Source organism: Gordonia sp. NPDC003504, from assembly GCF_053587995.1.
Window position 1 is genome coordinate 87967 of the sequence record NZ_JBSFPC010000005.1, and the last position, 14541, is coordinate 102507.

Here is a 14541-nt window from a genome sequence, read left to right on the forward strand (position 1 = left end):
ATCGGATCGAACACCCGATCGAAACTGCCTCTCGTTCAGCAATTCTCGATCTCGAACCGAAAATGACACTGATGTGATTACACACGCTGGCGACCACTCCGGTCAAGCCGAGTGGAAAATCTTCTTCATACCACCGGTTCTCCGAAACGCGAGTTACGACACGTTCGGCATGGGTTTCGTCACCAATCTCACACATCGTGGCGACCCCACCACACGATCCCGTTGGGGTCGTGAGCCTGCACCCGCGGATCACCACGGGCCGTATAGGTCTACCCGAACGTATACGCCCACCCGATGGCGGGGTACGGGTCGCCGACGCGATCACTACAGTGGATCGCTGTGAAGGTGACCGTTCTCGTCGGTGGCGTCGGTGGCGCACGTTTCCTGCTCGGCGTCCGCGAGCTTCTCGGGCCGACGCCGTTCCCCCCGGCAGCCGACCCGGGCGAGGCCGCTGCGGAGGCCGCCACCCATGAGATCACCGCGATCGTCAACGTCGGCGATGACGCATGGATGCACGGGGTGCGCATCTGCCCCGATCTGGACACGTGCATGTACACCCTGGGCGGCGGTATCGACACCGAGCGCGGATGGGGACGCCGCGACGAGACGTGGCATGCCAAGGACGAGCTCGCGGCCTACGGTGCGGACCCGGATTGGTTCGGTCTCGGCGACCGTGACCTGGCGACGCATCTGATCCGGACGCAGATGTTGGCGGCCGGTTACCCGCTCTCCGATGTCACTGCGGCCCTGTGCAAACGGTGGCAACCCGGGGTGCGTCTGTTGCCGGCGACCGATGACCGGCACGAGACCCATGTCCGGGTGGCCGCACCGGGTGGCACCGGACCCGACGATCAGATCGCCATCCATTTCGAGGAGTGGTGGGTTCGCTATCGGGCGAAGATCCCGACCTTCGGGTTCGCGACCCTCGGGCACGACGACACCACGGCCGCCCCGGGCGTACTGGATGCGATCACCGATGCCGACGTCGTGATCCTGGCACCGAGCAACCCCGTCGTCAGCATCGGGATGATCTTGACGGTCCCGGGGGTGCGCAGCGCCCTGCGCACCACCTCGGCACCGGTGGTCGGGGTGTCTCCGGTGATCGACAACCGGCCGCTGCGGGGCATGGCCGATGAGTGCCTGTCGGTGATCGGGGTCGAGACCTCGGCGGAGGCCATCGCTGCGCACTACGGGCCGCGCAGCGGCAACGGTCTACTCGACGGCTGGTTGATCGCCGACGGCGACGACGCGGCCGTCGAGGGGATCTCGATCGGGTCGGCGCCGCTACTGATGACCGATCCGGTCACGACCGCACACATGGTGCGGGCGGCGTGCGCGCTGGTCGGCGTCGACACCCCGGCGGTGCGCGGATGACCACACGCGACCACCGGGCGAGCGGGGCCATCTCGATCCAGCCGGTCACCGGTCTGCGCGAGTTCGGCCCGCATTCCGACCTCGCCGCCGAGATCCTGACTGCCGCACCATGGTTGACCAACGGTGATGTCGTCGTGGTGACGAGCAAGGTGTTCTCCAAGATCGAGGGACGGATGGTGGTGGCACCCACCGACCCCGAGGAGCGGGATGCGTTGCGGCGCCGTCTCGTCGAACAGGAATCGGTCCGGGTGATCGCGCGCAAGAACCGCACCCTGATCACCGAGAACCGACTCGGCCTGGTTCAGGCGGCCTCGGGCATCGACGGGTCGAACGTGCCGACCGATTCCTTGGCGCTGCTGCCGGAGGATCCGGATGCCAGTGCCCGGCGATTGCGGGAGGCGTTGGGCGCCCGCGGGTTCGACGTCGCGGTGATCGTCACCGACACCATGGGGCGGGCGTGGCGGACCGGGCAGACCGACGTCGCGATCGGGTCGTCGGGCATCGCGGTCAGCCATCCGTATGAGGGCGGCGTCGACTCCTACGGCAACCCCCTCCTGGTGACCGACATCGCGGTCGCCGACGAGATCGCCGCGGCCGCCGATCTGGTCAAGGGCAAACTGGCGGGTGTTCCGGTGGCGGTGGTGCGCGGCCTGAGCGTCACCGACGACGGGTCGGCCGCCACCGACCTGATCCGGCCGATCGCCGAGGATCTCTTCCACCTCGGCACCGCCGAGGCCATCGAGCAGGGGCGCCGTGAGGCACTGCTGACCCGACGGTCGGTGCGGTCGTTCGACACGCGCGCGGTGTCCCCCGAGGGCATCCGCGCCGCCTGTGCCGACGCGCTGACCGCGCCGGCGCCTCACCACACCCATCCGGTGCGGTTCGTGTGGCTGCGCGATCCGGCACGGCGAACCGCCCTGCTGGAGGCGATGACGCAGCGGTGGCGGTCGGATCTGACCGCCGATGACAAGACCCCCGATTCCATCGAGACCCGACTCCGGCGCGGCCGGATCCTCTACGACGCCCCCGAACTGGTGATCCCGTTCCTCGTCGCCGACGGCGCACACGAGTATCCCGACCCGCGTCGTAACGAGTGCGAGCACACCATGTTCACCGTCGCCGCCGGAGGTGCGGTCAACGCCTTGCTGGTGGCGTTGTCGGTGCGCGGTCTGGGCAGTTGCTGGGTCGGTTCGACCATCTTCGCCGCCGACGTCGTGCGCGATGCCCTCGATCTCGGGTCGTCGTGGGAACCGTTGGGTGCCATCGCGATCGGCCATCCCACCGAGGAACTGTCAGTGCGCTCACCCGCGCCGGTCGACGAGTGGCTGGTGGAACTGTGAGTGCCGCGACGCTGCATGCCTCGGCGGTGGAATTGCTGAGCGGATGGTCGGCCCCCGACGCCCCGCAGGATGCCCTCCGGCACACCTATCTGGCATTCCTGGCGGCCACCGACGATGCCTGCCTGCGGGCCTGCGCGGCCGGTCATCTGACGGCGTCGGCGATCGTGTTCGACGCCGCGCGTGAGCACGTGCTGCTGACACTGCATCCGCGCGTGGGGAAATGGGTTCAGCTCGGCGGTCATTGCGAACCCGACGACGAGTCCGTCACCGCGGCGGCCCGACGCGAGGCGCGCGAGGAGTCCGGGATCGGCGACCTGGAGATCACCGGTGGGCTCGTCGCGCTGCACACTCACCCGATCACCTGCTCGCTCGGCGTGCCGACCCGCCACCTCGACATGCAGTTCGCGGTAGTCACCGCACCGACCGCGACGGGCGCCCCGCCGCCGATCGAGTGCAGTTCCGAATCGGTCGACCTGCGCTGGTGGCCGGTCGACGCACTACCCGACGCCGTCGACGACGTGACCGTGCCGGCATTGATCGGCGCTGCGCTGAGGCACTGAACCACTGAGGCACTGAACCACTGAGGCACTGAACCACTGAGGCACTGAACCACAGCGCCCGGACGCGCCTAGACGCGGATGTTCTTGCCGACGGTGACGACGCCGCCGGCGCTGACCGCATACTTCGCGCGATCGGCCTCGAGGTCGACGCCGAGTTGTTCACCCTCACCCACGACGACGTTCTTGTCGAGGATCGCGTGACGCACGACTGCGCCCTTGCCGATCCGCACGCCCGGCATCAGCACGCTGCCCTCCACCACCGCGCCGTCCTCGATCATGACGTTGGCCGAGAGCACCGATGTGGACACCGACGCGGCCGAGACGATACAACCGGCCCCGACCACCGAGTCCTGGGCGTGGCCGCCCTGAACGAACTTGGCGGGCGGCAGATGCAGCGTCTCGCCGCGAATCGGCCATCGCCGGTTGTAGAGGTTGAACACGGGGTGGACCGACACCAGATCCATGTGGGCGTCGTAGAAGGCGTCGAGGGTACCGACGTCGCGCCAGTACCCCTTGTCGCGTTCGGTGGCTCCGGGGACCTCGTTGTCGGCGAAGTCGTACACGTAGGCGCTGCCCTGCGAGACGAAGGCGGGGATGATGTCGCCGCCCATGTCGTGATCGGAGTCGGAGTCGGCGGCATCGGCACGGATGGCCTCGACGAGCGCCTCGGTGGTGAACACGTAGTTGCCCATCGACGCGAAAGTGACCTCCGGATCGTCGGGCGTCCCGGGAGGATCCGACGGCTTCTCGAGGAACCGGGTGATCAACCCCGAATCGTCGGAATCGATGCAGCCGAAGGCGGTCGCCTCCGCGCGCGGAACGCGGATGCCCGCAACGGTCACGTCGGCACCGGAATCGATGTGGGCCTCGACCATCTGCGACGGATCCATCCGGTACACGTGGTCGGCGCCAAAGACCACGATGTACTCGGGCTGCTCGTCGTGGATGAGGTTCATCGACTGGAAGATCGCATCGGCACTGCCGGTGTACCAGCGCGGCCCGAGCCGCTGCTGGGCGGGAACCGGCGTGATGTATTCGCCGTGAAATCCCGATGACCACCAGGTCTGGCTGATGTGGCGGTCGAGCGAATGCGACTTGTATTGCGTCAGAACGCAAATGCGTTCGTAACCGGCGTTGACCAGGTTGGACAGGACGAAGTCGATCAACCGGTACGCGCCGCCGAACGGAACCGCCGGTTTCGCACGGTCCATCGTCAGGGGGTACAGGCGTTTTCCCTCACCGCCGGCGAGGACGATTCCGAGCACATGCGGCTGTGATCTCACACTCACAAACTTAACCGTCAACACCCGCCCCGGCCAGATGAACACACCACCTCGTCGGTGTGAGCTTGCGGGCGCACCGACGACTTGGCGCACTTCGATGGCGAAGAGCCGTCGCGGGCACTAGCGTCTCTAGCCATGCGGGTGGCGATGATGACACGGGAGTATCCGCCCGAGGTCTACGGTGGGGCCGGTGTCCATGTGACCGAGTTGGTCAGGCATCTTCGAGATCTCGTCGACGTGGACGTGCACTGCATGGGCGCCCCCCGCGACACCGCCGAGGTCTACTCCCCCGACCCCGGACTGGCCGGCGCGAACGCCGCGATCACCACGTTGTCGGCGGATCTGCGGATGACCGTCGGGGCCGCCGGAGCCGACCTGGTGCACTCCCACACCTGGTACACCGGGCTCGCCGGGCACCTGGCCGGTGCGCTCTACGACGTGCCACATGTGCTGACCGCACACTCACTGGAGCCGATGCGGCCGTGGAAGGCCGAACAACTCGGCGGCGGGTACCGGGTGTCGAGTTGGGTCGAACGCAACGCCGTCGAATATGCCGATGCGGTGATCGCCGTCAGCACCGGAATGGCGGGCGATGTCTGCGCCACCTATCCGCGCCTCGATCCGGAGCGAGTTCACGTGGTGCGCAACGGAATCGACACGACGCAGTGGTATCCGGTGGACGACCCCTTCGGTCCAGAATCCACCCTGACCGCACTCGGTGTCGACCCAAACCGTCCGATCGTGGCCTTCGTCGGGCGCATCACCCGGCAGAAGGGTGTCGCCCACCTCGTCGCCGCCGCCCATCATTTTGATCCCGAGATCCAGCTGATCCTGTGTGCCGGCGCCCCGGACACCCCGGAGATCGGCGCCGAGGTCGAGGCCGCGGTGTCGGCGTTGTCGGAGTCACGCGACGGCGTGTACTGGATCCGGGAGATGCTTCCCCATCCACGCATCCGCGAAATACTCACCGCAGCAACGGTTTTCGTATGCCCATCGGTCTATGAACCGCTGGGAATCGTCAATCTCGAGGCAATGGCGTGCTCGACGGCGGTGGTGGCGTCGGCGGTCGGCGGCATCCCCGAGGTGGTCGTCGACGCCGTGACCGGTGTGCTGGTCCCCTACGACCCGGCGGATCCGGTCGCCTTCGAGCGCGGACTGGCCGACGGCGTCAACACCGTGAGCGCAGATCCGGCGTCGGCGGCGGCCATGGGTCGTGCCGGGCGGGAGCGTGCGGCCACCGAGTTCTCCTGGGCCACGATCGCCGAGCAGACGCTGGGGGTCTATCGGGCCGCCGCGCGGTAGCCGTCGAATTCTCCGGACCACCATCGCCGTCATCACCGGCCGGCGGTCCGCGGTCGGCACACGGTGATCGTGACCGCGCACGTCACCTCGATCGGCCCACCGGCCTGCGCCACCCACTGTGCCGCGAGGTCGTCGATGTGCGCGCGTGAGTGATGAAACGCCGACGGCCCCATCGCCACCAGATCGGCGATGATGGGTGCGTCGACGACGACGGCCGATCGCACCGACCGACGCCCGCGGATCTCGAAATCCGGTTCCATCGCCGCCTCGATCCGGGCGTCCTTGTCCGGCGCGACATTCAGCATGCCCATCGGCGCGATGAGTTCGTGCAGGTGGTCGGCCTGTGGGGAGACGATCACCAGGTGACCGTCGGGTGTGAGCACCCGTGCGGTCTCCGTCGCGTTGCGGGGTGCGAACACCGACAGGGCCAGTGTCGCGGTGGCATCGCCCATCGGGATCGACCGCCACACGTCGGCGACGACGGCGACTGCGGCGGGGCGCTCCCGCATGACCGCGCGGGCACAGTATTTCGACAGATCGAACACCACTCCGCGCGCGTCCGGGAGCCTGCGCAGACACGCCCGCAGATACACCCCCGGCCCGCCTCCGAGATCGACGAGGACCGGCGAGGGTTCCGGCCCGACGAGGTCAGCGACCACGTCGGCGGTGGCCGCGACGACGGCGTCGAGGACACCGGCCTCATGCACGCGCAGTCGTGCGGCGACCATGTCGGCGGTGTCGGCACGGAGAGCGCCGGATTTCCCATCCAGCAGAGAGACGTAACCCTGACGGGCGATGTCGAAAGAATGACGCCGATCGCAGCGCAGTGCGCTGCGATCGGCCATCAGTTCCAGCGGCCCGGTACACACCGGGCATCGGAAGGACGCAACCATCTCGGCCAGGGCCGAGATGCGGTCGGGCCCGGTCAGCCGGTGACCCCGCGCAACTCCTCACCGAGTGCGGCGGCCTCGTCGGCGGTCAGTTCGACCACCAGACGTCCACCACCCTCGATCGGAATGCGAACGACGATCCCACGTCCTTCCTTGGCCGCCTCGAGGGGCCCATCCCCAGTCCGTGGCTTCATCGCCGCCATTCTCAAACTCCCTTCAGAGTTCTGTGTCGCCGAGTGCATCCGGCAACCACGACGATCGACTCTCGGCCGGTCATGGTGGCTGCCGCCACAGTCATGATACGTGGCCGCGTGGGCCGGACCGCGCGGAGGCGGCCCGTGTGTCAGGGTTCGGGCACGTCATCGGCGTCGGGGGTGATCGTGTCGGCGTCGGTCGGCGCCGCGGCGGGGCCGGTGACCGGCTGCACCGGAGCGCTGTCGGTGGCGGCAGGTGCGGCGTCATCGGCCTCGTGCCGCCCGAGAATCCCCGCCGAGGGGTACCCGACCGAGACCGTGTCACGCGCATCCTGCAGCTGTTGAACCAACGCACGCAGATCGTCGATCTCGTCGGCCAGCCGCGCCAGCGCCCAGTCGACCTCACTCTGCTTGTAGCCACGCACGGTGAGCGCGAAGGTGAGCGCACGAACGTCGTATCCGTGGATCCCGTTGCGTGGCAGACGCGTCAGCGTGGCCGAGTCGTCGATCGGCGGCAGATCTTCGCCGCGGCCGAAGACGAACCAGACCACGGCGAAGATGACGGCCACCACGACAGCCATGATCAGCAGGTACAGCAAGAGGGTCTGCATCAGACCATCGTGTCAGACCGGCGGGTGGGAGCCGCCCCGCGACCGGCGGATCAGGAGGCGATCTCCTCGCCGTCGGAGTCGATGTCGACCGCGCGCAGCGTCTTCATCGGCGGACGGTCCTCGAGGTACACCTCGGTGGTGTGCGGGGTGAAGGTGCCGTCGGGTTCGGCGGTGAACTGTGTGAGTCCGACCCCGGAGTCCTCGATGCCGCATCGTCGCATCAGCGTGCCGACGATCTGCCGGCTCATCACGCCGAGTTCGATGAGCGGACGATTCCGGTGTGTGCGGACCCCGAGATTGACCTGACCGATCCCGTTGAGTCCGTATCGATCGTAGGTGTCGATCAGCAGGCCGATCTCCACGCCGTAGCCCGGTGCGAACGGTACCGACGACAGCATTTCGCGGGTGCCGGCGTACTCGCCGCCCAGCGGCTGCAGAACGGCGGTCAGCTCGGGCTTCTGCGAGGCCAGCAGCGGACGGGCGACGAGTTCGGTGACGCGGCCGCCACCGTTGGCGTCTTGGGTTCCACCGGTTCGCAGCGGGCGCCGGTAGTACCCCTTGACCAGCTGGATGTCGGGGTTGACCAGCAGCGGTCCGAGCATCTTCGGCACGAACATCGGGTCCGGGTCGATGAGGTCGGAATCGACGAAGGCGATGATGTCGCCGGTGGCCACGGCGATCGAGCGCCACAGCACCTCACCCTTGCCCCGGACGGGTTCGAGTTCGGGCACCGCCTCCTCGCGGCTGATCACCTGCGCGCCGGCCATCGTGGCGCGTTCGGCGGTGGCATCGGTGGACCCGGAGTCCAGCACGATCAGTTCGTCGACCAGCGTGCCCACCAGCGGGCGGATGGTCGCGATGACGTCGGCGACCGTCTCCTCCTCGTTCAGTGCGGGCAGCACCACCGACACGGTGCGACCGTCCTTGGCCTCGACGAGTTCCTCGACGGTCCAGTCCGGTTTCTCCCACGTGTGCGTGGTCGACCACCCGCTCCGGGCGTCGGAGGTGTCGGCGGACGCGGGCCACATCGCCGCCTTGTCGCGGCCGGTGGAACCGGACGTGGTGCGTCCGGCGATCGTTCGACGATTCTGGGTTCGACGTACCTTCTTGGTCATGCGAGTCCCCTGACTGCTCTGGCTGGAGGCCGTGTGCCCGCTATCGCGGCGACCATGTCGACCACACGTCGGGTGGCGGCGACCTCGTGGACGCGGAAGATCCGTGCGCCGTGTTCGGCGCTCAGAGCCGTGGCCGCGAGTGTGCCCTCCACCCGATGTGCGAGATCCACACCCAGAGTCTCCCCCACGAAATCCTTGTTGCTCAGTGCCATCAGCACTGGCCAGCCGCTCTTAACAAGATCTTTTACGTGGCGTAACAAGGCCAGACCGTGGTGAGTGTTTTTGCCAAAATCGTGTGTCGGGTCGATCACGATCGAGTCTCGGGCCACCCCGGCGGCCTCGGCGCGGCGTGCCGCGGAGGTCACCGCGTCGAGCACGTCGGCCACCACCGCGTCCACCGAATCGCCGTATCCGACCCGGTGCGGGCGGGTACGGACCACCGCGCCACCGGTGTGCGAGCAGACGATGCCCGCGCCGCGGGCCGCGGCGACCGACACCAGATCGGGATCGGCTCCGGCCCACGTGTCGTTGATGAGGTCGGCTCCCACCGCGCATGCGGCGTCGGCGACCTCCGAACGCCAGGTGTCGACGCTGATCAGCAGATCCGGATACCGGCCGCGGATCCAGTCGATCATCGGCACCACGCGCGCCGCTTCGGTGGCGGCATCGACCTCCTCGCCCGGTCCGGCCTTCACCCCGCCGATGTCGACGATGTCGGCGCCCTCGGCGACCACCTGGTCGATCCGCGCCTGCGCCGCCGCGTCGGAGAAGCTCGCGCCGCGGTCGTAGAAGGAGTCCGGTGTGCGGTTGACGATGGCCATCACCAGCGCACGGTCAACGGCGACCGGGCGCCCGCACAAGGTCTGTCCATACATGCCGACAGCCTACGGAGAGTGCAGTTGCACGCGGTCGCCGCGTCGTCCCGGTGAGGTCGCGTCAGCCCTTGGGTGCCTTGGCCGCGGCGACATCGTCCGGGTAGGACTCGTAGAACTCGACGTAGCCCTTGTCCCGGCCGGCGAGCACGTAGAGCGGGTCATCGCCCGGCTTGGAGTACCCCTCCTCACGCAGCTCCACCTTCCGGTTCTTGAAGGTGGAGGTCGCCTCCAGCGCGCCGACGATCCGGACGAACAGCGGCATCGCGTAGCTCGGCAGGGCGTCGTAGAGATGTTTGGCCAACTGTGCGCCGTCGAAGCTCTCGCCCTCGCGGATCGTGATCGCCGCCATCCCCGCCTTGCCGTCGGCACCCGGGACCTCGACCCCGAAGACCACCGACTGGGCCACCATCGGACTTCCGTCGAGGCCCGCCTCGACCTCGGTGGTGGCGACATTCTCGCCCTTCCAGCGGAAGGTGTCGCCGAGACGATCGACGAAGGCGATGTGACTGAAGCCCTGATCGCGGACGAGATCGCCGGAGTTGAACCACGCATCGCCGTCCTTGAAGGCGTCGCGGACGATCTTCTTCTCGGTCTCGGCCGGATCGGTGTAGCCGTCGATCGGGACCCGGTCGTTGATGCCGGACAGCAGCAGGCCGGTACCGCCGCGCCCGACCTTGGTCAACCGTCCCTTGTCGTTGCGTTTGGGCTTGCCGTCCTCGTCGTATTCGACGATCGCGTAGGGCAGCGGGCAGAAGCCGGCCGTGCGGCTCGCGCTGAAGGCGTTGACGAAGACCAGGTTGAGTTCGCTGGCGCCGTAGAACTCGACGATCCGGTCGATGCCGAAACGGTCGCGGAACTCGTCCCAGATGTCCGGTCGCATGCCGTTGCCGACGACCAGCCGAACGCCGTGGGTCCGGTCGGTGGGCTTCTCCGGTTGCGCCAGCAGATAGCGGCACAGTTCGCCGATGTAGCAGAACGCGGTGGCACGATTGAGGATGACGTCGTCCCAGAACTTCGACGCCGAGAACTGCTTGCCGATGGCAATGCAGGCCCCCGCCGCGAGGACCGAGGACAGCGACACCGACAGGGCGTTGTTGTGATAGAGCGGCAGCGGCACATACATGGTGTCGCTGGCGCGCAGTCGGACCGCGAGTCCGCCGATTCCCGACAGGCTCGCCAACCAGCGGTTGTGGCTCATCACGCTGGCCTTGGGCATCCCGGTGGTGCCGGAGGTGAAGATGTAGAATGCCTCGGTGGAGGCGGGCAGCGTGGCGGTGACCTCGGGATCGGTCTCCGGCTTGCCCGTCGCCTCCTCGTCGAGGTCGGCGAAGGTCAGGACGTGGTCGGGCAGCGCCGAGTCCGCGATCGATTCGAAGGCCTCGGCGCAGTCGGGATCGTGGATGAGCACCCGCGCCCCGAGCAGGTTCATGCTGTGTTCGAGGACCGAGCCGCGCTGGTTGTAGTTCAGCATCCCGGCGACGGCGCCGAGTTTGACGGTGGCGAGCATGATCAGCAGGTCGGTGGCCGAGTTCTTGGCCAGGATGGCGACCACGTCACCGGTCTTCACACCCTTGTCGGCGAGGACCGCCGCGTACCGATTGACCGTGCGGTTGGCCTCACCGTAGGTGGTGGTCTTGCCGCCGAAGCGGACGAACGGCCGGTCGGGGTGGCTGCTCGCATGATTCTGGAAGATCGACCCGATCGTACGTTTGGCATCCGGGGGCCGCCGGATCAGTCCGGGCGCATGCTTGATCATCTGATGGGCCCGCGGCGCCATCTTCAGGACGCCTTTGACCAGATCTGAGACTCCGACGACCGATGGGGTGTCGTGGGACGACATTCGAGGTTCTCGCTCTCCGTGGACGACGACGGTGTTTCGCGGGTGCGTGCGGCTATCTTACCGGGCAGTAGCAAGTGCCAGGGCGTCGTCCACCGAATCGGTCACCCGCAGGCGATCCAGCGAACTCTGTGCGACGAACCCCTGACCCACCAGATCACCGAGCCACGACAGCAGGGGCGCGTAGAAGTCGACCGGATCGAGCATCACGACGGGTTTGTCGTGCATCCCGAGGAATCCCGCGGTCCATGTCTCGAACAGTTCCTCGAGGGTGCCGACGCCGCCGGGCAGGGTGATGAATCCGTCGGCGCGGTCGTCCATCATCTTCTTGCGCTCGCGCATGGTCTCGGTGATGACCAACTCGTCGGCGTCGAGATCGGCGACCTCTCGTGCCATCAGCGCCCGCGGGATGATGCCGACGGTGTGACCGCCCGCGGCGCGGGTCGCGGTGGCCACCGCACCCATCATCGACACGTTGCCACCGCCGGACACCAGGGTGTGTCCGGCCGCGCCGATCGCGGTTCCCAGATCGGCGGCGAGGTCCAGAAACGGTTGCGCCACATGCCGGCCCGACGCGCAATACACACAGATCACACTCATTGCCCACCCCCTGTCTCACGTGCGGCATCGCGCTGCGCGGCCGCCGCGGCGATGATCGCGACCACCTCCGCCGGCTCGTCGACCACATGCAGCAGGTCGAGGTCGTCGGCGGAGACCATCTTCTTGGCCACCAGCACCTCACGCATCCACTGCAGCAGTCCGGACCAGTGCTCGCGGCCGACGAGCACGATCGGAAACCGGACGACCTTCTTGGTCTGCACGAGGGTCAGCGCCTCGAAGAGTTCATCGAGCGTGCCGAATCCGCCGGGCAGACACACGAATGCCTGCGCGTACTTCACGAACATCGTCTTGCGGACGAAAAAGTAACGGAAGTTCATGCCCACGTCGACCCAGGGATTGAGGTGCTGCTCGAAGGGCAGTTCGATGTTGAGCCCGATGGACTTCGCCGACGCCTCACACGCACCCCGGTTGGCGGCCTCCATCGCGCCCGGACCGCCGCCGGTGATGACGGCATACCCGGCCTCGCCGAGCGCCCGGCCGACCTCAACCGCGAGCGCGTATTCCGCGGAGTCGGGCGCCGAGCGGGCCGAACCGAATACGGTGACCGCCTCGGCCACCTCACTGAGCGCGTCGAAACCGGCCACGAATTCCGATTGGATGCGCAGCACCCGCCAGGAGTCGCGCATCGTGCGATCCGCGCGCAGGGCGGCATCGCGCGGATCGACCCACTCGAGGAACCGGCGGTCGGTGGTCTTCTCCGGGGCCTCGCCCTGACGGATCCGCATCGGACCCACGTAGCGGGTGCCCTCCTGGTCGTCGTCGACGCGGAGTTCTCGTGTGGTCTCGTCGTCACCTGGGTTCGTCATGACCGCAACGGTATCCGCCCGATCAGGACAGATAGGCCCGCAACAGATCGGTGACCTCCCGGATCTGGGCCACCGGCACCCGTTCGTCGACGCGGTGCGCGAGGCTCGGGTCCCCCGGGCCGAGGTTGACCGCCGGGATGCCGAGGGCAGAGAACCGTGACACGTCGGTCCAGCCGTACTTCGCGCGGAAGCGGCCCGACGCCGCCGCGACCAGTGCCGCGGCGGCCGGATGGGACAGCCCCGGAAGGGCCCCGGAGGCGGAGTCGGTCAGTTCCATGGTGACCGCACCGGTCGAGAGCGGACCGGCGAACACCGCACGCACATGTTCCAGCGCGGTCTCGATGCTGCGATCGGGGGCGAAGCGGAAGTTGACGTCAACGAAGGCCGCATCGGGGACCACGTTGCCGGCCACGCCACCGCCGATCCCGACCGCCGAGAGCCCCTCCCGATACTCGCAGCCGTCGATGTCGACCCACCGGGGCCGGTAGTCGGCGAGCGTCGTCAACACATCGCCCAGCTTGTGAATCGCGTTGTCGCCCATCCATGCTCGCGCCGAGTGCGCACGGGTGCCGGTGGCGCTCAATCGCACCCGCAGGGTGCCCTGGCAGCCCGCCTCGATCTGACCGGCGGTGGGCTCGCCGAGGATCGCGACGTCACCGGCGAGCCACTGCGGCAACTCGCGCTCGATGGTCCCGAGACCGTTGAACTCCGCGGCGATCTCCTCGCAGTCGTAGAAGATCAGCGTCAGATCGTGGGCCGGGTTCTCCAGCGTCGCGGCCAGATGCAGGAAGACCGCGTCACCGGATTTCATGTCGACGGTGCCGCAGCCGTGCAGCACATCGCCCTCGGCGTCGTCGACGGTGCGCCGGTGCGGCAGGTTCCCGGCGACCGGGACGGTGTCGAGGTGCCCGGCGAGGATCACCCGGCTGTCCAGGCCGCGGTCGGTCCGGGCCAGCACCTGGTTGCCACGTCGGACGATCTCGAATCCCGTTGTCTGGGTGCGCAGGGCGGCTTCCACGGCGTCGGCGATGAGCGACTCGTCGCGCGATTCGCTCGGGATGTCGACGAGGGCGGCGGTCAGTTCGACGGGATCGGCATGCAGGTCCAGCTCGGGGATGTCGGTCACCGGTCCACGGTAGCCCGGCCGGATCGGCCGTCGGCGACGACCGGCTCAGACCGTGTGCAACTCCGCGGCGCCGAAGGACACGCTGAACTGCACGCACCACAACACCACCGCCGGGTAGGTGGCCAGATCGGTCCCCGCCGGGATCTCGTACACCTGATCGCCGCGATTGCCCTTGATCGGCCCCAGATCGACGTACGCCGCGTCGCCCGCGGTGCGCCACCCGGAGAACCCCGGGATCACCTCGCCGGCCGACAACCAGACGTGCACATCCGGACCGGTGGTGGTGTCCAGGTTCTCGATCGCGAGAACCCTTGAGCCATCCGGTTTCTCGATGACCGACACCGATCCGGTGGTATCGTGTTCGTGGCTGATGAACTCTCCCCCGGAGAGAACAACCGGCGAACCGGTCGGCGCGTCCCCGCCCGGCGCGGCGCTGACCGCAACCGGGATCTCGTCGGCGACCTCGGTGTTGACGAAGATCAGCCAGGGTTTGAAGATCACCGCGCCGATGACCATTCCGACGATGACGACGATCCCCACTCCCCCGAGGATCCACGGCCATCGACGACGCCGTCGGGCCGGTGCGGTACCGGCCTGTGTCACACGC

The 14541-nt window shown here is 67.8% G+C and carries 15 protein-coding genes; 4 read left to right on the top strand and 11 right to left on the bottom strand.

The annotated features are described in order from the left end of the window. Positions 1-339 precede the first annotated feature (339 nt). Genes cofD through ACWDPV_RS11495 form a run of 3 tightly spaced genes read left to right on the top strand, consistent with a single transcriptional unit; the run spans position 340 to position 3274 of the window. On the top strand, positions 340-1374 hold the full coding sequence (gene cofD / locus ACWDPV_RS11485) for a 2-phospho-L-lactate transferase (protein ID WP_449743069.1): 1035 nt from the start codon (positions 340-342) through the stop codon (positions 1372-1374). Continuing rightward, positions 1371-2714, top strand: a complete 1344-nt coding sequence (locus ACWDPV_RS11490) for a coenzyme F420-0:L-glutamate ligase (RefSeq protein ID WP_449743070.1) — start codon at positions 1371-1373, stop codon at positions 2712-2714. The genes cofD and ACWDPV_RS11490 overlap by 4 nt, the downstream gene beginning before the upstream one ends. Next, positions 2711-3274 carry an NUDIX domain-containing protein gene (locus tag ACWDPV_RS11495; protein WP_449743071.1) on the top strand — a complete coding sequence of 188 codons (564 nt, stop codon included), beginning with the start codon at positions 2711-2713 and terminating at the stop codon, positions 3272-3274. Before ACWDPV_RS11490 ends, ACWDPV_RS11495 begins: the two co-directional genes overlap by 4 nt. A gap of 68 nt (positions 3275-3342) precedes the next feature. Here ACWDPV_RS11495 and glgC read toward each other — a convergent pair whose 3' ends face one another. Beyond that, on the bottom strand, positions 3343-4557 hold the full coding sequence (gene glgC / locus ACWDPV_RS11500) for a glucose-1-phosphate adenylyltransferase (protein ID WP_348807245.1): 1215 nt from the start codon (positions 4555-4557) through the stop codon (positions 3343-3345). Positions 4558-4692: 135 nt separating this feature from the next. Between glgC and glgA the strand changes: the two genes are divergently transcribed. Beyond that, complete coding sequence (gene glgA / locus ACWDPV_RS11505; RefSeq protein ID WP_449743072.1) at positions 4693-5859, top strand: glycogen synthase; 1167 nt, start codon at positions 4693-4695, stop codon at positions 5857-5859. Between the two features lie 32 nt (positions 5860-5891). Here the strand turns inward: glgA and ACWDPV_RS11510 are convergent, their stop codons facing one another. The 10 genes from ACWDPV_RS11510 to ACWDPV_RS11555 all read right to left on the bottom strand — a co-directional run bounded on the left by ACWDPV_RS11510 (position 5892) and on the right by ACWDPV_RS11555 (position 14486). Further along, positions 5892-6752 (bottom strand): putative RNA methyltransferase, encoded by an 861-nt coding sequence (locus ACWDPV_RS11510; RefSeq protein WP_449743073.1) that lies wholly within the window; start codon positions 6750-6752, stop codon positions 5892-5894. A gap of 32 nt (positions 6753-6784) precedes the next feature. Beyond that, complete coding sequence (locus tag ACWDPV_RS11515; RefSeq protein ID WP_004019232.1) at positions 6785-6952, bottom strand: DUF3117 domain-containing protein; 168 nt, start codon at positions 6950-6952, stop codon at positions 6785-6787. Positions 6953-7092: 140 nt separating this feature from the next. Next, complete coding sequence (locus ACWDPV_RS11520; RefSeq protein ID WP_348807242.1) at positions 7093-7554, bottom strand: DivIVA domain-containing protein; 462 nt, start codon at positions 7552-7554, stop codon at positions 7093-7095. 50 nt (positions 7555-7604) lie between these two features. Then, positions 7605-8669: a glucosyl-3-phosphoglycerate synthase gene (locus tag ACWDPV_RS11525; RefSeq protein WP_348807241.1), complete on the bottom strand. Its 1065-nt coding sequence runs from the start codon at positions 8667-8669 to the stop codon at positions 7605-7607. Next, a complete protein-coding gene (gene folP, locus ACWDPV_RS11530) occupies positions 8666-9544 on the bottom strand; it encodes a dihydropteroate synthase (RefSeq protein ID WP_449743074.1) in 879 nt (292 codons plus the stop codon). The genes ACWDPV_RS11525 and folP overlap by 4 nt, the downstream gene beginning before the upstream one ends. Positions 9545-9605: 61 nt before the next feature. Further along, positions 9606-11384 carry a long-chain-acyl-CoA synthetase gene (locus tag ACWDPV_RS11535; RefSeq protein ID WP_449743075.1) on the bottom strand — a complete coding sequence of 593 codons (1779 nt, stop codon included), beginning with the start codon at positions 11382-11384 and terminating at the stop codon, positions 9606-9608. Between the two features lie 57 nt (positions 11385-11441). After that, positions 11442-11981, bottom strand: coding sequence for an LOG family protein (locus tag ACWDPV_RS11540; RefSeq protein WP_348807238.1), 540 nt, complete (start codon positions 11979-11981; stop codon positions 11442-11444). After that, entirely contained in the window at positions 11978-12808 is an 831-nt protein-coding gene (locus tag ACWDPV_RS11545) for an LOG family protein (protein ID WP_348807237.1), read from the bottom strand. The genes ACWDPV_RS11540 and ACWDPV_RS11545 overlap by 4 nt, the downstream gene beginning before the upstream one ends. A 22-nt stretch (positions 12809-12830) precedes the next feature. Continuing rightward, on the bottom strand, positions 12831-13925 hold the full coding sequence (dapE, locus tag ACWDPV_RS11550) for a succinyl-diaminopimelate desuccinylase (RefSeq protein ID WP_449743271.1): 1095 nt from the start codon (positions 13923-13925) through the stop codon (positions 12831-12833). A gap of 54 nt (positions 13926-13979) precedes the next feature. Further along, positions 13980-14486, bottom strand: coding sequence for a DM13 domain-containing protein (locus ACWDPV_RS11555; RefSeq protein WP_348809117.1), 507 nt, complete (start codon positions 14484-14486; stop codon positions 13980-13982). Positions 14487-14541: the final 55 nt, after the last annotated feature.

Bases quoted from the DNA above. Each gene is read 5' to 3' on its own strand.
- ACWDPV_RS11490 (WP_449743070.1), top strand. From the start codon at position 1,371: ATGACCACACGCGACCACCGGGCGAGCGGGGCCATCTCGATCCAGCCG.
- glgA (WP_449743072.1), top strand. From the start codon at position 4,693: ATGCGGGTGGCGATGATGACACGGGAGTATCCGCCCGAGGTCTACGGT.
- ACWDPV_RS11510 (WP_449743073.1), bottom strand. From the start codon at position 6,752: ATGGTTGCGTCCTTCCGATGCCCGGTGTGTACCGGGCCGCTGGAACTG.
- ACWDPV_RS11515 (WP_004019232.1), bottom strand. From the start codon at position 6,952: ATGGCGGCGATGAAGCCACGGACTGGGGATGGGCCCCTCGAGGCGGCC.
- ACWDPV_RS11520 (WP_348807242.1), bottom strand. From the start codon at position 7,554: ATGCAGACCCTCTTGCTGTACCTGCTGATCATGGCTGTCGTGGTGGCC.
- ACWDPV_RS11525 (WP_348807241.1), bottom strand. From the start codon at position 8,669: ATGACCAAGAAGGTACGTCGAACCCAGAATCGTCGAACGATCGCCGGA.
- folP (WP_449743074.1), bottom strand. From the start codon at position 9,544: ATGTATGGACAGACCTTGTGCGGGCGCCCGGTCGCCGTTGACCGTGCG.
- ACWDPV_RS11535 (WP_449743075.1), bottom strand. From the start codon at position 11,384: ATGTCGTCCCACGACACCCCATCGGTCGTCGGAGTCTCAGATCTGGTC.
- ACWDPV_RS11540 (WP_348807238.1), bottom strand. From the start codon at position 11,981: ATGAGTGTGATCTGTGTGTATTGCGCGTCGGGCCGGCATGTGGCGCAA.
- ACWDPV_RS11545 (WP_348807237.1), bottom strand. From the start codon at position 12,808: ATGACGAACCCAGGTGACGACGAGACCACACGAGAACTCCGCGTCGAC.